The sequence below is a fragment of the Microbacterium saperdae genome (assembly GCF_006716345.1).
GTDB lineage: Bacteria > Actinomycetota > Actinomycetes > Actinomycetales > Microbacteriaceae > Microbacterium > Microbacterium saperdae.
The window spans coordinates 2,144,810-2,162,148 of the sequence record NZ_VFOX01000001.1; the positions used below are offsets into that span (position 1 = coordinate 2,144,810).

The window sequence follows — 17,339 nt, forward strand, 5'->3', positions numbered from 1 at the left end:
CGATCGCGTGGATCAGCGCGGCGCAGGCGTCAGTCGGAATCCACGAATCGCACGCCGCTCGGTCGACCACCGAACGTCGCTTCGGCCAGGGCCGTCTTCGCCGCGGTCATGGCGACGGATCCGTTGTATCCGCGGCGAGACAGCTGGCCCACCAGACGCCGCAGCGCCGTCTCGGCGTCGAGCCTGCTGAGCGACCGTGCCTTGGTCCGCGCGAAGTCCAACGCCCGCTCGGCATCGTCGTCCGGAAGCTCATCGAGCGCCGCGTTCACCACGTCGCGCGGGATACCGCGCTGTGCGAGAGCACGGGACAGCGCAACGCGTCCCTGCCCCTTGCGCTGGCTCCCCGACTCCACGAGCTGACTCGCGAGGGCGGCGTCATCGAGGTAGCCACGTCGGGTGAAATCGTCGAGCACATCGTCGATCTGGGCGCCGTCGAGACCGTGGGTCTTCAATACCGTGCGGGCTTCCGAGATCGACAAGGAGCGTGTTCGGAGCTTCCTGACGAGACTCTCCGCCGCGATCTTCCGGTTCTCTTCCGGGTCAGGAGCGTCGAAGGACTCCACTTCTTCGACGCCGGAATGCCTGTCCAACGCCCGCAATCGCGGAGCACTCTTCGTCGCCGCTCCCCCACGCGCGGGATGCCGATCGCTCGGCGTCGCTTCGGCGCTTTCCCCTGTCGAGCTCCCGTTGTTCGGCGATGAATCCCACGTCGATCGCCAAAGACCGGCGTCTCCGGTCCTGCGTGGAACGACGGCCGCTGCCTGCTCCGCTCCCGCTAGAACATCCGCTCCAGATGCGCGAGACGGTGAGTCGTCCGAGCTCCCCTTCTGAGAAGAGGACCTCGCCTCGGATGCGGAGACTCCTTCCGGGGCTGGCGTCGCTGACGGCGCATCGCTCGATACGTCACCGGCGCGAGCCGTTCCTCCGCCGAACAAAGGGATAACGGGGGCGAGTCGCTCATCAGCGCCTCGCGATCCGCCCCCGCTCTCGCCGGTCATGATCAGGCCGGGCGACGCTCGGCGAGCTCGTCAGCTGCGGCAACAGCTGCCACCTGCGGGCCGATGCCGAGCTTCTGCTTGATCTGGGTCTCGATAGCCAACGCGATGTCGGGGTTGTTCAGCAGGAACGTACGGGCGTTCTCCTTGCCCTGTCCCAGCTGGTCACCGTCATACGTGTACCAGGAGCCGGACTTCTTGACGATGGCGTGCTCCACGCCGAAGTCGATCAGGCTGCCCTCGCGAGAGATGCCGATGCCGTAGAGGATGTCGAACTCCGCCTGCTTGAACGGCGGTGCCATCTTGTTCTTCACGACCTTGACGCGTGTGCGGTTTCCGACCGCCTCCGTACCGTCCTTCAACGTCTCGATTCGACGAATGTCGAGTCGCACCGAGGCGTAGAACTTCAGCGCCTTTCCACCGGCGGTGGTCTCCGGGGAACCGAAGAAGACACCGATCTTCTCGCGCAGCTGGTTGATGAAGATCATCGTGGTGTTGGTCTGGTTGAGACCACCGGTGAGCTTACGAAGCGCCTGCGACATGAGGCGCGCCTGGAGACCGACGTGCGAGTCACCCATCTCGCCTTCGATCTCGGCGCGCGGCACCAGGGCGGCCACCGAGTCGATGACGATCAGGTCGATCGCGCCGGAGCGCACGAGCATGTCGGCGATCTCGAGCGCCTGCTCTCCGGTGTCGGGCTGCGAGACCAGCAGCGCGTCGATGTCGACTCCGAGCTTCGCTGCGTAGTCAGGGTCGAGCGCGTGCTCGGCATCGATGAACGCAGCGATACCGCCGGCGCGCTGCGCATTGGCGATCGCATGCAGCGTCAGCGTCGTCTTACCCGAGGACTCCGGGCCGTAGATCTCAACGATTCGACCGCGCGGCAGGCCTCCCACGCCGAGAGCGACGTCAAGAGCGATGGATCCCGTCGGGATCACGGCGACAGGAGCACGTTCGTCGCTGCCCAGCCGCATGACCGAGCCCTTTCCGAACTGGCGATCGATCTGAGCGAGAGCTGTTTCCAGGGACTTCTCGCGGTCTGCGGGTGATGGCATGATGTGTTCCTTCTGCTCGCGTGGTGCCGCCTGTAGGCTGTCGCGGCGCTCCCGGCTGGGAGCAACTCTCCGACAAGGCGTATGGCTCATCGGCCATGTCTTCACCGTACGAGGGACCTCCGACATTCGGCCGTCGACCCTGCGAACGGTGGAGAGCACCAGCTCTGAACCACTTGTGCAGAAGACTACGCCGGATTCGAACGCATCTTCGACGACACGCCGTTCACGGCGCGTCGGAACCTGGATTCATCGAACACCGATGCGGTTCAGCGCTTGCGGGGTTCGAGGCGTCCGGCTCCGTGGCGCCGCGACAGCGGCACATCCATCTCGTCGCACAGCGCATACCAGATCTCGCGCGGAGGCACCCCCGCATCGAGCGCCTCGGCCGCAGTGCGACCTCCCAAAGGCGTCAGCACGAGATCCTGGAGGAGAGACGACGCGCGGGTGTGGAATTCAGCCTCCACGGCGCGGAGAAACTCACTACGACGCATCGTGGTGGAAGACCGCGCGTCAGCGCAGCGACAGCTCGGGCTCGATCGACGCCACGAGGTCGTCCGGGACGACATCCGGGAAGACCTGAATGCCCTCAAGCACGGAGATACGATCGCCGACCTCACGCATGATCGTCGAGATCGGTACGTCGAGCGCGTCGGCGACCGAAGCGAGGATCTCGCTCGATGCTTCCTTCTGGCCTCGCTCGACCTCGCTGAGGTATCCCAGCGCAACCGATGCCTTGCTCGCGACCTGCCGGAGGGTGCGTCCCTTCTGCAGGCGGAAGTCCCTCAGCACATCGCCGATTTCCTGTCGTACAAGAATCATCGGAACCTCCTCCCGGATCGTAAAGTCGGAGTCCCCTCCGACGAGATCGCCAGTCTAGTCCTACTGGCTTTCACAAAATCTACCCCTGCACTCTGTGGTTTGAATGTGAGCACATCATACGTAACGGCGAGAATACGCCGGCTATTCCCCGAGCACATCACGCAGGGTGAGCAACACCGCGTCGACCGCGGCAGAACGGATCTGCGCGCGATCGCCGTCGAACCGAAACTCGACTGTGCGCGACGCCTCGGGGGTGACAACGCCCACGTGGACGGTGCCCACAGGCTGGCCGTCCGGCGAATCGGGGCCGGCGATCCCGGTCGTCGATATCCCCACGTGCGCGTCTACGCCGTCGATGCTCACCGCCCTCCGTACCCCGTCCGCCATCTGCAGCGCGACGCTCGGATGCACGGCGCCGTGACGCGCCAGCAGATCGGCGTCGACGCCGAGCAGGGAATGTTTGACGGGTGTCGCGTAGGCGACGACGCCGCCCCACAACACGGCCGACGCACCGGGCACCGCCACGAGAGCAGCGCTGACGGAGCCACCCGTCAGGGATTCAGCGACCCCGAGGGTCCAGCCTCGACGTCCCAGAGCCGAGAGGACAGCGGCAGCAGGAGACATCATGCCTTCTGACGAGAGCCCCGGACCTGCGCGACGATGTAGTCGATCCCGCTCACCACGGTGAGGATGAGCACGATGATCATCAGAACGGCCGTGATGAGGGTCCACGGTCCGAGCCCGATGAACTCGTGCAGCGGCAGCAGCGCCCACCCCAGAGCCACGCCCTGGAACGCGGTCTTGATCTTGCCCATCCACGCGGCCGCCACGACATGCTCCTTGGCGACGACGAGCCGGTGCACCGTGATCCCCCACTCGCGCACCAGGATGATCAGCACGATCCACCACTGGATCTCCCCGAGGATCGCGAGACCGATGAAGCCTGCGCCGGTGAGGAGTTTGTCGGCGATCGGGTCCCAGAGCTTCCCGAAGTCGCTGACGATGTCGTACTTGCGCGCCAGATAGCCGTCGACCCAGTCCGTCGAGATCGCCACGATGAACAGGATCGCGGCCGTCCACCGGAGGCCGGGGCTCGGGACACCGTAGGTCCCGCCGAGCAGGAGCACGACAAAGAAGATGACCGCCAGTGGGATGCGGGCGATCGTGATCGCGTTGGGGAGCTGCCTCGGAATGGTCATCAGTCCCGTCCTGTCAGGCCCCAGGCGTCTTCATCGCCCTCGGATTCGACGACGGGGAGTCCGTCATACTGCGCCTCGATCGGGTCGACTGCAGTCGGAAGCGGCGGCACAGGGGGCACAGTCGAGCTTGCTGCCGGTGCGGGAGAGTCCTCCCCGCGCAGCTTGGCCATGACCTGCGGAAGCTGTTCGGCGGTCGCCAGCACGTCTCGCGCCTTCGATCCCTCGGAGGGCCCGACGATCTCGCGAGACTCCAACAGGTCCATGAGGCGTCCCGCTTTCGCGAAGCCGACACGCAGCTTGCGCTGAAGCATCGAGGTGGAGCCGAACTGGGACGAGACGATGAGCTCTGCGGCCGCGAGCAGCAGTTCGAGGTCGTCGCCGATGTCCTCGTCGACTTCCTTCTTCTTCGCCGGCTCCATGGCCTCCTGGACATCCGAGCGATACTCGGGGCGCGCCTGGCGGGTCACGTGCTTGACGACCGCGTCGATCTCCTTCTCGTCGACCCACGCGCCCTGCAGACGGAACGGCTTCGACGACCCCATGGGCGAGAACAGGGCGTCACCCTGACCGATCAGCTTGTCGGCACCGGGGCTGTCGAGGATCACTCGGCTGTCCGTGACACTGGTCACGGCGAACGCCAGTCGGGAGGGCACGTTGGCCTTGATGAGACCGGTGACCACGTCGACGCTGGGTCGTTGAGTCGCGAGCACCAGGTGGATACCGGATGCACGCGCGAGCTGGGTGATGCGCACGATCGAGTCCTCGACGTCTCGCGGGGCCACCATCATCAGGTCGGCCAACTCGTCGACGACGACCAGGAGGTACGGGTACGGCTTGAGCACGCGCTCACTGCCGATGGGAAGCTCGACCTCGCCGGCACGCACCGCACGGTTGAAGTCGTCGATGTGACGGAAGCCGAACGACGCGAGGTCGTCGTACCGCATGTCCATCTCCTTCACGACCCACTGGAGCGCCTCTGCGGCCTTCTTCGGGTTCGTGATGATGGGCGTGATCAGGTGAGGCACGCCGGCATAGCTCGTGAGTTCCACGCGCTTCGGGTCGATGAGGACCATGCGCACATCAGAAGGTCGGGCGCGCATCAGGAGGCTCGTGATCATCGAGTTCACGAAGCTGGACTTACCGGATCCGGTCGAACCGGCGACCAGCAGGTGAGGCATCTTGGCGAGGTTCGCGATCACGATGTTGCCACCGACGTCCTTGCCGACGCCGATCGTCATCGGGTGCGTGCTCTTCTGAGCCGCCTGAGACCGCAGCACGTCACCGAGCGCGACCATCTCCTTGTCGGCGTTCGGGATCTCGATGCCGATCGCGCTCTTGCCCGGGATGGGCGAGAGGATACGGACATCGTTCGATGCCACGGCGTACGCGAAGTTGTTGCTCAGCTGCAGGATTTTCTCGACCTTGACGCCGTGGCCGACCTCGACCTCGTACTGCGTCACCGTCGGCCCGCGGGAGAACCCGGTGACCTTGGCGTCGACCTTGAACTGCGACAGCACGCTCGTGATCTGCTCGATCACCTTGTCGGTCGCCTCGGAGCGCTCGACCGGCGCCGGGCCTTCGACGAGCAGCCCGGGAGACGGGAGGATGTAGGGCGCGATCGGAGCCTGCGGTCCGCGGTCTCCGGGACCGTCGGTGCCGAATCCGTCGAGACCGGGGAGTTCCGGCATCTCGCCGGTGTCCGACTCGTCGTCGAGCAACGCCGTCGTCTGCTGACCTGCGAGCGACTCCGTCACGGAGCGCACCTCGGACAGGATCTCGGTCGCCGCGTCCTGGGCGTTCGCCACGATCACCGCCTGATCGTAGGCGGGCGTCGCATCCGGAGTCGACAGCAGCGCGGTGATGTCGTCAGAGCCGAGCGTTCCCTCATCCGGGTCTTCTTCGCGGCCGGTCTTGTTCCGCCGCCACCAGGGCAGCACATCCGGATCATCGACCTTGTCGGCCTCGTCGACCGGCGGGGCTTCCTTCACCGGCTTCTCGGCACGCTCCGCGTCGAACATCCACGCGTAGAGGTCGCCGAGGCGGGTTCCGATCCGGTTCGGAGGGGTCTTGGTGAGGATGAGTACGGCGAGCACGGCGAGCAGGCTGAGCACGATGTAAGCGACGACCGGGGTCAGGAACGCGAGCGGCTCCCCCACCATCCATCCGAAGAGTCCACCGGCCTCGCTGAGCGCGAGCATCCCCTCCTTGGGCTGCGCGCGCACGACGGCACCGAACTTGTCGGTGGTCCCGGCAGCGACGTGGCAGAAGCCCGCCAGGGTCAAGATGAACAGTCCGAAGCCGATTCCAATGCGACCGTTGTCGTGCACCGAGGAGGGGTGGCGGAACAGCCACCCGGCGAGGAACAGCAGGAGCACGGGCATCACGAAGGCGACCCGGCCGATCAGCCCACCGACCGAGTACGCGCTGATGTTGGCCGCGACCTCGTTGCCGATGAAGAACCACTCGTTGACGGCGCCGAGGATTGCGAGAAGGACGAGCAGGAACGGGAAACCGTCGCGACGGTCGTCCTTCTCGAGCGTCTCCGGGCCGAAAGCGCGGAAGAGGCCGCCGACGCCATGCGCCAGTCCGCCCCACGCCCGCACCACGACCGGCGCCTTGTCTACCTCGTCGATGTACTTCTTGGGTGCCGGCTGGGCCTTCGGAGCCGTCTGCCGTTTCGGGCGTGACGGTGCGCTCTCCGACGCGCGCGCAGATTTCGTGGTGCTCCTGGCCATGCCCTCACGTTACGACCAGGCACCGACATTTCCGCGTAATGACGCGGCTTTCCTGCGATCCGGCACCTCGGGTTCACCCGGTGCGGCGCACCATCGTGTCGCGCAGCAGACCCTGCGCCGAAACCGAGAACCCTTCAGATCGGTAGAGGGTGCGGGCGAAGTTGTCGCGTTCGACGCTCAGCGAGATACGGGCGTAGCCGTGAGCGCCCGCCAGTTGGACGACGCCGCGCAGCAGCATCCTCCCGATGCCTCTGGCACGCCACAGCGGATGGACGCCGACGATGAGCTCCGGCACGGACGCCGCGACGAACCCGAACCCCGGTTCGTTCTGCGGCAGCATACGGAACCAGGCCGCGCCGATCGGGATGCCGTCTGCATCGATCGCCACGAGCCCGTCGTCCGCGGAACGCTTCCACCCCGCGATGTACCGCCGGTGCTCCGCGGACGTCAGCACCTCATGTCGTGGCCGCACTCCCCCGGCGCGCCAGTTCGCCGCCTCGACGAGCATGTCGCCGAGGAAGACGGCGTCGGACTGCTCCGCCGGCCTCGTCGAGAATCCCGTGAACATGACGTGAGCCTATGCCCGCGGTGTTACACCCCGATGTCGGTCAGCCGTGAAAGCTCGACCGGTCCGCGTGGTCCGATCAGGCCTCGATGACGAGCGGCACGATCATCGGACGACGGCGCAGTCGCTGATTGACCCAGCGGCCGATCGTGCGACGGACGACCTGCGAGAGCGAGTGCGTGTCCCGGACGCCGTTGCCGGCGGCCTCCTTGAGCGCGGCCACGATCTTCGGGGTGACGTCGTCGAAGACCGAGTCATCCTCGGCCACTCCGCGCGCGTGGATCTCCGGCCCGGAGATGATACGGCCCGTCGCGGCATCCACCACCACGATCACGGAGATGAAGCCCTCCTCCGCGAGGATGCGACGATCCTTGAGGTCCGCATCGGTGATCTCTCCGACCGTGGAGCCGTCCACGTACACGAAACCGAGGTCGAGCTGCCCGACGACGCGCGCATCGCCGTCCTTGAGATCGATCACGGTGCCGTTCGACGCGATGATCGTGCGCTCAGCGGGAACTCCCGTGTCCTGCGCCAGCTTCGCGTTGGCGATCAGATGCCGGTACTCGCCGTGCACGGGAAGCACGTTCTTCGGCTTCAGGATGTTGTAGCAGTAGATGAGCTCACCCGCGGCAGCGTGTCCGGAGACATGCACCTTCGCGTTCGCCTTGTGGACGACATTCGCGCCCAGCTTGGTCAGCCCGTCGATCACGCGGTACACCGCGTTCTCGTTGCCGGGGATGAGGCTGGACGCGAGGATGACCGTGTCGCCCTCACTGACCTCGATCGCGTGATCCATGTTCGCCATGCGGCTCAGCACCGCCATCGGCTCGCCCTGCGAACCGGTCGACATGTAGACGATCTGCTCGTCGGGCAGGTCTCGTGCCTTCTTGAAGTCGATCAGAAGTCCGTCCGGCACCTTGAGGTAGCCCAGCTGCTCGGCGATCGTCATGTTGCGCACCATGCTGCGCCCGAGGAACGCGACCCGACGGCCGTGCGCATGCGCGGCATCGAGGACCTGCTGCACGCGATGGACATGGCTCGAGAAGCTCGCGACGATCACTCGACGAGGCGCCTTGCCGATGACCTGATCCAGCACGGGGCCGATCGAGCGCTCGGTCGGGGTGAAGCCGGGGACGTCGGCGTTCGTCGAGTCGACCAGGAACAGGTCGACTCCCTCTTCGCCGAGGCGCGAGAACGCACGGAGGTCGGTGATCCGGCCGTCGAGCGGCAGCTGGTCCATCTTGAAATCGCCCGTGGCCAGCACCAATCCGGCCGGCGTGCGGATGGCGACGGCGAGGGCGTCGGGAATCGAGTGGTTGACGGCCACGAACTCGAGGTCGAACGGTCCGACCCGCTCCTCCTGGCCTTCCTTCACCGTGAGAGTGAAGGCCTTGATGCGGTGTTCCTTGAGCTTGGCCTCGACGAGCGCGAGGGTGAGCCCGGAGCCGATGAGAGGAATGTCGCTCTTCAGGCGGAGCAGGTAGGGCACCGCGCCGATGTGGTCCTCGTGGCCATGCGTGAGCACGACACCGACGATGTCGTCGAGGCGGTCGCGGAGCGGTTCGAAGTCCGGGAGGATCAGGTCGACGCCTGGCTGGTGCTCCTCAGGGAAGAGCACGCCGCAGTCGACAATCAGGATCTTGCCGTCGTACTCGAACATGGTCATGTTGCGACCGATCTCGGCGAGGCCGCCGAGCGGTGTGACGCGGAGCGTCCCCTCTTCGAGAGGGGCAGGATCTGCGATGGGGATGGACATGCTGTCTCCTCAGTCGGACACTGAGCGCGTCCGTTCGTTCATGGGGACGCGCGTCAGCGCGTCGTGCCGTGCACCTTCGGCAGGGCACCACCCGCGGCCGCGTTTCGGTCGGGGCGGAAGTTGGAGAAGTCGGCGCCGGCGACGCTGTTCACGAGGTCGAGTTCGTCCTCGATGAGCGCTGCCTCCCACTCTTCGGGGCCGACGAGGGGCAGGCGGACACGCGGGCTCGAGATGCGCCCCAGTCCGTGCAGGATGTACTTCGCCGCGACGGTGCCGGGGACGTGGGTCATCACGGCGCGGACCAGAGGCTCGAGTCGCTTGTGCTCGGCGGTCGCGGTGGCGAGGTCGCCCCGGTTCACCGCGTCGATGATCGTCCGGTAGGGCGTCGCCGTGATGTTCGCGGTGACGCCGATCAGCCCGGTCGCCCCGATGGCGAGATGCGGAAGCGCGTTCGCGTCATCGCCGGAGAAGTACATCAGGTCGGTCTGGTTGAGCACGCGGCTCACCTCGGAGAAGTCGCCCTTGGCATCTTTGACCGCGAGGATGTTCGGGTGCTTGGCCAGCCGCAGGATCGTCTCGTACTTGATGGGCACGCCCGTGCGACCCGGGATGTCGTAGAGGATCACGGGAAGATCGGTGGCGTCCGCGACGAGGCGGAAGTGCGTGAGGATACCCGCCTGGGTGGGCTTGTTGTAGTACGGCGTGACGATCATGATGCCGTCGGCGCCGGCATTCTCGCTGGCCTTGTAGAGCTCGATCGCGTGCGCAGTCTCGTTCGATCCGCCGCCCGTGATGATCTTCGCGCGACCTGCGGCGACGGACTTCCCGACCTCGACGAGCTTAAGCTTCTCCGGGTCGGTCAAGGTGGAGGTCTCGCCGGTCGTTCCCGTCACGACGATGCCGTCCGCACCCGCGGTGATGACGTCATCGATGTGCTTCTCGACGGCGGGCCAATCGACTTCGCCGTCGGCCGTCATCGGAGTGACGAGCGCGACGAGAACCTGTCCGAAGGGGTTGCCCGAGTGCGTCATGCACCCAGCGTATCGTCTCGGATGCCGCTCACGCAGACGCGACGACCCTGATGACGTCACCGCGCGCGACATCGACCTTGCCCCGCAGCAGCAGCCCCGCCATGGTTCCGCTGCTCACTTCCTTCGCGCGCTTCCGGAACATCTCGATCCCATCGATCTCGGACTCGCCGATCGAGCTGCCCTCACGCAGCACCAGGATCGCATCGCCTTCTCGCAGGATGCCGTCCGTGACATGCCCGGTGGCCACGAGACCGCGACCGGTGATGGTGAAGACATCCTCGACCGAGAACTCGGCGCCAGACCCCAGGGAGACGGCCGCCGACACCACCACCGGAGCGTAGGACGACGCGCCGCTCTCCCCCGCCGCCAAGGCGGCCAGACGCGACGATTCCGCCTCGTTGTACCGCCGGAGCGTCTCGTTCACGTCCTGCGGATCGCGCTTCCTGCCGAACCAGCCCATGGATGCGATTCCGCTCAGACGCGTCCGCGGCGCGCGACGCCGGACGTGAGGGAACCGGGCAGGACACGCGTCAGCGCCACGATCGCCTTGTACCGCCACGAGGGGATCGACACCGCTCTGCCGCGAGCCGCATCGCGGAGGCCTTCGCGCACGACATCGGTGGCGTTCAGCCACATCAGCCCGGGAACTCCCTCTTCACCGACGGCAAGTCCCATGCGCTCATGGAAGGACGTGTGGGTGAAGCCGGGGCAGACGGCCGTGACGCTCACGCGATCGCGGGCGTACTCCGCATTGGCCCAGCGGCTGAACCCGATCAGCCAGGCCTTGCAGGCCGAGTAGGTCGACCGAGAGATGAACCCTGCGACGGAGGCCACGTTGATGATCCGACCACCACGACCGCGCATCGTCTGCAGGGCGGCGTGCATCAGTCGCATCGAGGCCTCGACGTGCACACGCAGATGGCGCACCTCGTCGTCGATGTCGTTGTCGGCGAACTGCAGCGGGAGCCCGAAACCGGCATTGTTGACGAGAAGATCGACCGGGTCGTCCGTGTCGCGCAGGCGATCGGCGACGCGTTCGACATCGCCCTGCACTGCGAGATCGGCGGTGAGCACTTCGACCGCGACACCGTGAGCGCTGCGCAGCTCCGCTGCCAGCTCCTCCAGCGCATCGGCGGAGCGCGCGACCAGGACGAGGTCGGCCCTGCGGCGCGCGAGCTGACGCGCGAACTCCGCGCCGAGTCCGGCACTCGCACCGGTGATGAGCGCGGTGGGCATCAGCGCTCGTATCCCAGGAAGCGGTAGCGGATGCCGGTGCGCGACGTCTGCCACTCCCCCTCGTCCACGACCCGCCATCCGGCCTTCGACGGCGCATAGGCATCGCCGGCGACCTCGAGGTCGAGCTCCGTGATCTCCAGCCGATCCGCGTCGCCGATCACCTGGCGGAAGATCTCCGCTCCGCCGATGATCCAGACCCGGTCCTGCCCGCGCACGGCTTCCGCCACGGTCGCTGCACGCTGCGCCCCTTCCGCGCTCCAGTGGAGCTGGCGGGTGATGACGATGTTCTGACGCCCCGGGAGGGGGCGGAATCGCTCAGGAAGTGAATCCCAGGTCTTGCGGCCCATCACGACCGGCGCACCCAGCGTGACTTCCTTGAAATGCGCGAGGTCCTCGGGCACATGCCACGGCATGCCGCCCTCGGCGCCGATCACGCCGCCGTCTGCTTCGGCCCAGATCAGTCCGACCCAGGTCATACCGCCACCGCCGCGCGGATCGCCGGGTGGTGCTGGTAGTCCTCCACCACGAAGTCGTCGAAGCGATAGTCGAAGATCGATTCCGGCTCACGCGCGAACCGGAGAGTCGGGTACGGGTACGGGTCACGTGAGAGCTGCTCGCGCACCTGTTCGACGTGGTTGTCGTAGATGTGGCAATCACCGCCGGTCCAGACGAAGTCTCCCGGCTCGAGTCCGACCTGCTGAGCGACCATCAGAGTGAGCAGGGCATAGGACGCGATGTTGAACGGCACACCGAGGAACAGGTCGGCGCTGCGCTGGTAGAGCTGGCACGACAGTTTGCCGTCGGCGACGTAGAACTGGAACAGCGCGTGGCACGGGGCGAGCGCCATGTCGGGGATGTCGGCGGGGTTCCACGCCGAGACGATCAGCCTTCGCGAATCCGGAGACCGTCTGATCTGCTCGATGACCTCGGAGAGCTGATCGATGCTCTCGCCGCCCGGCTTCGGCCAGGAGCGCCACTGCACCCCGTAGACCGGACCGAGGTCGCCCGATTCATCGGCCCACTCGTCCCAGATCGTGACGCCGTTGTCCTGCAACCAGCGCACGTTGGAATCGCCGCGGAGGAACCAGAGCAGCTCGTAGGCGATCGACTTGAAGTGCACGCGCTTCGTCGTGATGAGGGGGAAGCCCTGAGAGAGATCGAAGCGGATCTGACGGCCGAAGACGCTGGTGGTGCCGGTGCCCGTCCGATCGGACTTGTGCGTACCGCTCTCGAGGACGTCACGGAGCAGGTCTTCGTACGGCGTCTGGACGGCTGCGCTCATGACAGCAACGATACCCGCCACCTCCCCGGTCCGGGCGGATGCTGCCGCGCCGAGACCGCGTGCCGATGCGCCGAGAGGTGATGTCGTCATGTGACGCTGCGGCCCTCGCACCCCGCGTGGCGGCGTAATCTCGACCCATGTCGCCTGCGCTCGCCCTGGGAATCGCGGCAGCACTCGTCGTGCTGGCCGTGGTGTTCGGCGTCGTGCAACGGCGTCTCGACGGACGTCGTCGCAGCGGAGGTGAACTGCGCTTCGACCCGAAGGATGCATCCGCCGAACTCGGCTCGCGGGCGACGCTCGTGCAGTTCAGCACCGAGATGTGCACGCGGTGCCCGCAGGTGCGGCGCATGCTGCACACCTATTCCGCGGATCATGACGGTCTGACCCATGTCGAGGTCGACCTCACCCACCGCCCCGATCTGTCCGCGCGGTACAAGGTGTTGCAGACGCCGACGACATTCCTCGTCGACAGCACCGGAGCGGTCCGCGCGCGTTTCCACGGTGTGCCCCATCAGCACACCCTCACCGAGGCCCTCGCCGCCGTCTGAGGCGCGAAGACAGGAGCAGAGCAGAGATGACCACTCCCGCCGGCATCGACCCCCGTGGTCCTCGTTTCGCCGCTACGATCACGGCCGTGCTGCTGATCGTCGCGACCTTCCTCGCCCTCGTCGGCGTATCCGCGGAGGCGGCGTCCGCAACGCTGGGCCAGCGCGCGCTCGACCCCGGTTTCCTCCTCACCGTCGTGATCGCGCTCCTGTTCGTGTGGAGCGTCGTGTCACCGAGGACCGCCCCGTGGGGAGCCCTCTTCCGCCGCGCCATCCGTCCTCGTCTGTCCGCGCCCACGGAGCTCGAGGATCCGCGTCCCCCGCGGTTCGCCCAGGGCGTGGGCCTGTTCGTCGTGACGATCGGGTTGATCCTGCATCTGGCCGGCGTACCGTGGGCCCTCCCGATCGCGACCGGTGCGGCCTTCATCGCCGCGTTCCTCAACGCCGCATTCGGCCTCTGCCTCGGATGCCAGCTCTACCTCGTGTTGCAGCGTGCCGGGATCCTCGGACGCGCCGCGTCGACCGCCTGAGCACGGTTCCGTCGCCCGCGCGCGGTGGATAGGCTGGCCGGAACGCGCGCCGTGCACACCGAGTCGAGCGCGAGAACCGGAGGAATCATGCCCGTCACCAGCGAAGCGACCACCACCTGGACCGGATCACTCGCAGAGGGTTCCGGCACCGTCGCGTTCTCGACGTCGAACCTCGGTACCTTCCCCATCAACTGGAAGGCGCGCAGCGAGGGCAGCGACACCACCACGACCCCCGAAGAGCTCATCGCGGCCGCGCACGCCTCGTGCTTCAGCATGGCGCTCTCGCACGCCCTGAGCGAGAACGGCACCCCGCCGGAACGCGTGAACACCAGCGCCTCGGTCACCTTCAAGCCCGGCGTCGGCATCACGGGCAGCCACCTCAACGTCAACGCCGTGGTGCCGGGACTCACGCCGGAGGCATTCCAGAAGATCGCGAACGAGGCCAAGACCGGATGCCCTGTGTCTCAGGCGCTGGCGGGTATCGAGATCACACTCGAGGCGACTCTCGCCTGACCCGCGCTCAGGAGCGCGAGAGGCGGATCGCCTCACGGATGCTGGCCCGGGCGTCCTTGCGCCGCCCGGCCGCGTCCTGCACGACACCCAGCCGGAAGCGGGCGCGCCACTCGGTCGGCGCGGCGTCGGCTTCAGCGGTGTAACGCTCGATCATCGGATCGGCGTCGCCCTTCGCGATGCGACCGCTCGGCGTGAGCTCGGTCTCCGCCTGCGGCATCCCCCCTTCGGCATCCAGCGTGCGACCGAGCTTGTCCGCCGCGAAGCCGAACTGCATCTCTCGCACCAGCGCCCAGGCTCCGATCAACGGCATCACGATCAGGGCGACGCCGAGGGCGATCGCGATCGGCTCCCCCGTCGTCAGCATGAGGACGGCGCGTTGCCCCACCACCACGATGTACAGGGCCAGGCACAGCGCCATGACCCCCACACCGATGCGCGACATCATGAGCGGATGCCGATGTCGATCATGTTCTCGAGGCCGACGATGACGCCGGTGGCCTGTACCGCGAACGGCACGGCGAGACGGATGCCGGGCGCGTAGGCCAGCGCCGGCTCGATGGTGTCATGCGTGAACGTGAGCGACTCGCCAGGGCCGGACAGGATGACCTCCTGCTTGGCGACCACGCCCGGGCGCCGCAGCGAATGGATGGGCACGCTTCCCACCTGCTGGCCACGCGCGCGCTGGTCGGCATGCGGAGCGCTCACCGGTCCCTGCTCGAGGCGAGCGGCGGCGATCAGCTCTGCCGTGCGCACGGCCGTGCCGCTGGGCGAGTCGATCTTGGTCTCGCGGTGGGCCTCGATGATCTCCGCCGAGCCGAAGAACGGCGCGGCGGCCGCTGCCAGCGCGGACCCCAGCACCGAGCCCAGCGAGAAGTTCGGGATGAAGACGACTCCGGTCCCCGCGGACTCGACGAGCGGTCGCACGAGGGCGATGCGTTCGGCCGACCACCCGGACGTCGCGACCAGGACGTTCACACCGTGCTCGATGGCCGTGCGCACGACGTCGATGCTGATCTGAGGCGTCGACGCGTCGACAACGAGGTCAGCGCCGGCGAGCTCCGAGAGATCGCTGTTCGAGGTCAGCACGCGGCTCACCTCGAAGCCCTCGAGCTCGTCGATCACCGCGTGGATGATCGTGCCGAGCTTCCCGGTTCCGCCGACGAGTGCTACCTGGGTGGTCATGCATCCAGTCTATTGAGCGTGGAACCCGTGACTGCCGGGGGCGCGCGGGGCGACCCCGCGAACGGCCGGGATGCGTGGCGGCGGGTCAGACCGGAAGCGCGTCCGGGATGCCCGTGCGCAACTCCACCGGCAGGTGACCGGTGTCGTTGTGCGTCAGCAGCGTCCAGGGGCGACCCTGCTTCTGCGCGATGATCGTCAGGCCGCAATGAGCCTGGTTCAGCGTCATCCAGCGCCACTCGGGGGCGCCGAGGACTTCGCGCACGAACCACGAGATGACGAAGTTGTGCGTGATCAGCACCTCGTGCACGTCACCGGGTTTGCGGACCAGGAACTCGTTGACGGCATCGAACATCTGCGCGCCGCCCGCCTCGACCTCCGCCTCGGTCACGGAGCCGAAGAACGGCTCGAACACGGCCGGGGTCTCCTCGGTCATCCCGGTGGGGACGCAGTCGAACAGGAGCGCCGTCGGCTCAGGGTCGACGGAAGGCAGACGACCGGCGATCGCTCGCGCGGTCTCGTTCGCTCGGAGCAGCGGCGAATGCCAGACGGCATCGAGCGGAAGACCGGAGAGCCGATCCGCGATCAGCTCTGCTTGGCGCTGCCCCCGCGGCGACAGGGGTCCGTCGGCGAGACCGTGCTCGGCATCCTGATGTTCACCGTGTCTGACCAGATATATGTAGTGCGTCACAACCCGCTCGCTTCATTGCCAGCATCTGCCGGGCTTCTCTTCCACCCTATGTCACGGGTGCGACGGTGCTCAGTTGCCTGCCCGAGTGAGCTCCGCGAGCTGCGCGCGGGACAGCGTGACGCCGGCGCCCTGCATCAGCTCATCGACGTGCTCGGTCGCGAACGTGTTGACGATGGGGGCGGCGACGGTGCGCTGCGCCAGCAGCCACGCGATCGATACCGCTGCGACGGGGACGGAGAGCTCATCGGCGACCTGGTCGAGTGCGCGCAGGATCTTGATCCCGCGCCGGTTGAGGTGGCCGCGCAGCTGCTCACCGCGCACGCCCTGGGATGTCAACGCCTTCCGGCGGTGACGTCCGGACAGGAACCCGTGCTCGAGCGCGTGCGAAGGGGTGACGGCGAGACTCTGCGCGCCAGCGACGAGTCGAAGATCCCCTTCGAAGGGCTGGCGGCGGATGAGGTTGTACGGCGCGTCGATGACCTGGATGCGCGGATAGCCCGCCGAGGCGAGGATACGCGCCTCCACGAGCCGCTCCGGAGCGAAACCGAAGGCGCCGACGGCACCGACCTTTCCGGCATCCGACAGCCATTCGACCGTGGCCAGCGTGTCTTCCAGATTGGTGGTGGAATCGAGTGTCGCGTCGAGGTGCAGCACATCGATCCGATCGACACCGAGTCGCGTGAGTGAACCCTCGACCGCGCGGACCAGGTTGACCGAACCGAGACCGGGATTGTCGGCGTGCGCGCCGATGCGCACGCTGAGGAGTGTTCGTTCGCGGAGACCGCGTGATCGCAGCCACTGACCGATGATGTGTTCGCTGCGTCCGCCGGAGAATCCGTCGGCGGTGTGCACCGCGTTGCCGCCGAACTCGACATAGCGGTCGAGGATGCCGTGGCTCGTCTCGAGGTCGACGTTCCAGCCGAACTCCGCGGCTCCCAGCATCAGCGGGAAGGTCTCCAGGCCGGTCTCGCCGAGCGGGACGCGGATGGATTCTCCTATTCCGGGTCCGACGATCGGGATCGGGGCGGACGGGTGCTCCGCCGCCTCCTGTGGGGCGCGCTCTGCGGACGCTCCTGCGCCTACGCTGAACAACCGCATACTCTCACCCCCGCGTCGATCGGTGCGTGCCGACCTGCGTACCTGCCGTTTACATGCACCCCCCGGTGCGTACTTCGAGGGTAAGCGACTTCGGCGAACACTCCGACCAA

21 protein-coding genes are annotated in these 17,339 nt (G+C 67.0%); 3 read left to right on the forward strand and 18 right to left on the reverse strand.

The window, feature by feature from the left end; all coding sequences use genetic code 11:
• Positions 1-29 precede the first annotated feature (29 nt).
• From FB560_RS20945 to FB560_RS10340, 14 genes are all read right to left on the reverse strand, one after another.
• Positions 30-479 (reverse strand): regulatory protein RecX, encoded by a 450-nt coding sequence (locus FB560_RS20945; RefSeq protein WP_229673132.1) that lies wholly within the window; start codon positions 477-479, stop codon positions 30-32.
• A 521-nt stretch (positions 480-1,000) separates the two neighbouring features.
• Positions 1,001-2,050 (reverse strand): recombinase RecA, encoded by a 1,050-nt coding sequence (gene recA / locus FB560_RS10280; protein ID WP_141872268.1) that lies wholly within the window; start codon positions 2,048-2,050, stop codon positions 1,001-1,003.
• 266 nt (positions 2,051-2,316) lie between these two features.
• A complete protein-coding gene (locus FB560_RS10285; protein ID WP_141872269.1) occupies positions 2,317-2,541 on the reverse strand; it encodes a DUF3046 domain-containing protein in 225 nt (74 codons plus the stop codon).
• A 19-nt stretch (positions 2,542-2,560) separates the two neighbouring features.
• Positions 2,561-2,869, reverse strand: coding sequence for a helix-turn-helix domain-containing protein (locus FB560_RS10290; RefSeq protein ID WP_046014377.1), 309 nt, complete (start codon positions 2,867-2,869; stop codon positions 2,561-2,563).
• A gap of 141 nt (positions 2,870-3,010) precedes the next feature.
• Entirely contained in the window at positions 3,011-3,496 is a 486-nt protein-coding gene (locus FB560_RS10295; RefSeq protein WP_229673131.1) for a CinA family protein, read from the reverse strand.
• The gene (gene pgsA / locus FB560_RS10300; protein ID WP_141872270.1) at positions 3,493-4,068 is read right to left on the reverse strand and encodes a CDP-diacylglycerol--glycerol-3-phosphate 3-phosphatidyltransferase; all 576 of its coding nucleotides are present in this window, start codon (positions 4,066-4,068) and stop codon (positions 3,493-3,495) included. Before pgsA ends, FB560_RS10295 begins: the two co-directional genes overlap by 4 nt.
• Positions 4,068-6,803, reverse strand: a complete 2,736-nt coding sequence (locus FB560_RS10305; RefSeq protein ID WP_141872271.1) for a DNA translocase FtsK — start codon at positions 6,801-6,803, stop codon at positions 4,068-4,070. Before FB560_RS10305 ends, pgsA begins: the two co-directional genes overlap by 1 nt.
• Before the next feature lie 73 nt (positions 6,804-6,876).
• The gene (locus FB560_RS10310) at positions 6,877-7,371 is read right to left on the reverse strand and encodes a GNAT family N-acetyltransferase (RefSeq protein ID WP_141872272.1); all 495 of its coding nucleotides are present in this window, start codon (positions 7,369-7,371) and stop codon (positions 6,877-6,879) included.
• Positions 7,372-7,447: 76 nt separating this feature from the next.
• Positions 7,448-9,124 (reverse strand): ribonuclease J, encoded by a 1,677-nt coding sequence (locus tag FB560_RS10315; protein ID WP_141872273.1) that lies wholly within the window; start codon positions 9,122-9,124, stop codon positions 7,448-7,450.
• Positions 9,125-9,177: 53 nt separating this feature from the next.
• Positions 9,178-10,155, reverse strand: coding sequence for a 4-hydroxy-tetrahydrodipicolinate synthase (gene dapA / locus FB560_RS10320; protein ID WP_141872274.1), 978 nt, complete (start codon positions 10,153-10,155; stop codon positions 9,178-9,180).
• A 28-nt stretch (positions 10,156-10,183) separates the two neighbouring features.
• The gene (locus tag FB560_RS10325) at positions 10,184-10,579 is read right to left on the reverse strand and encodes an EF-Tu/IF-2/RF-3 family GTPase (RefSeq protein WP_170198102.1); all 396 of its coding nucleotides are present in this window, start codon (positions 10,577-10,579) and stop codon (positions 10,184-10,186) included.
• A gap of 50 nt (positions 10,580-10,629) precedes the next feature.
• Positions 10,630-11,391 (reverse strand): SDR family NAD(P)-dependent oxidoreductase, encoded by a 762-nt coding sequence (locus FB560_RS10330; protein WP_141872276.1) that lies wholly within the window; start codon positions 11,389-11,391, stop codon positions 10,630-10,632.
• The gene (locus FB560_RS10335) at positions 11,391-11,867 is read right to left on the reverse strand and encodes a dihydrofolate reductase (protein ID WP_141872277.1); all 477 of its coding nucleotides are present in this window, start codon (positions 11,865-11,867) and stop codon (positions 11,391-11,393) included. The genes FB560_RS10330 and FB560_RS10335 overlap by 1 nt, the downstream gene beginning before the upstream one ends.
• Entirely contained in the window at positions 11,864-12,673 is an 810-nt protein-coding gene (locus tag FB560_RS10340; RefSeq protein ID WP_141872278.1) for a thymidylate synthase, read from the reverse strand. Before FB560_RS10340 ends, FB560_RS10335 begins: the two co-directional genes overlap by 4 nt.
• 137 nt (positions 12,674-12,810) lie before the next feature.
• On the opposite strand from FB560_RS10340, the gene FB560_RS10345 reads away from it, so the two are divergent.
• The 3 genes from FB560_RS10345 (at position 12,811) to FB560_RS10355 (ending at position 14,261) form a co-directional block, all read left to right on the forward strand.
• Entirely contained in the window at positions 12,811-13,221 is a 411-nt protein-coding gene (locus tag FB560_RS10345) for a thioredoxin family protein (RefSeq protein WP_141872279.1), read from the forward strand.
• A 26-nt stretch (positions 13,222-13,247) separates the two neighbouring features.
• Entirely contained in the window at positions 13,248-13,748 is a 501-nt protein-coding gene (locus FB560_RS10350) for a DUF4395 domain-containing protein (RefSeq protein WP_141872280.1), read from the forward strand.
• A gap of 87 nt (positions 13,749-13,835) precedes the next feature.
• A complete protein-coding gene (locus FB560_RS10355; protein WP_141872281.1) occupies positions 13,836-14,261 on the forward strand; it encodes an OsmC family peroxiredoxin in 426 nt (141 codons plus the stop codon).
• 7 nt (positions 14,262-14,268) lie between these two features.
• On the opposite strand, the gene FB560_RS10360 is transcribed toward FB560_RS10355, so the two are convergent.
• From FB560_RS10360 to FB560_RS10375, 4 genes are all read right to left on the reverse strand, one after another.
• Entirely contained in the window at positions 14,269-14,706 is a 438-nt protein-coding gene (locus tag FB560_RS10360; protein ID WP_325058552.1) for a hypothetical protein, read from the reverse strand.
• The gene (dapB, locus tag FB560_RS10365) at positions 14,703-15,443 is read right to left on the reverse strand and encodes a 4-hydroxy-tetrahydrodipicolinate reductase (RefSeq protein WP_141872282.1); all 741 of its coding nucleotides are present in this window, start codon (positions 15,441-15,443) and stop codon (positions 14,703-14,705) included. The genes FB560_RS10360 and dapB overlap by 4 nt, the downstream gene beginning before the upstream one ends.
• 85 nt (positions 15,444-15,528) lie before the next feature.
• Positions 15,529-16,131: a histidine phosphatase family protein gene (locus FB560_RS10370; RefSeq protein WP_141872283.1), complete on the reverse strand. Its 603-nt coding sequence runs from the start codon at positions 16,129-16,131 to the stop codon at positions 15,529-15,531.
• Positions 16,132-16,200: 69 nt separating this feature from the next.
• Positions 16,201-17,229: an aldo/keto reductase gene (locus FB560_RS10375; protein WP_141872284.1), complete on the reverse strand. Its 1,029-nt coding sequence runs from the start codon at positions 17,227-17,229 to the stop codon at positions 16,201-16,203.
• Positions 17,230-17,339 lie beyond the last annotated feature (110 nt).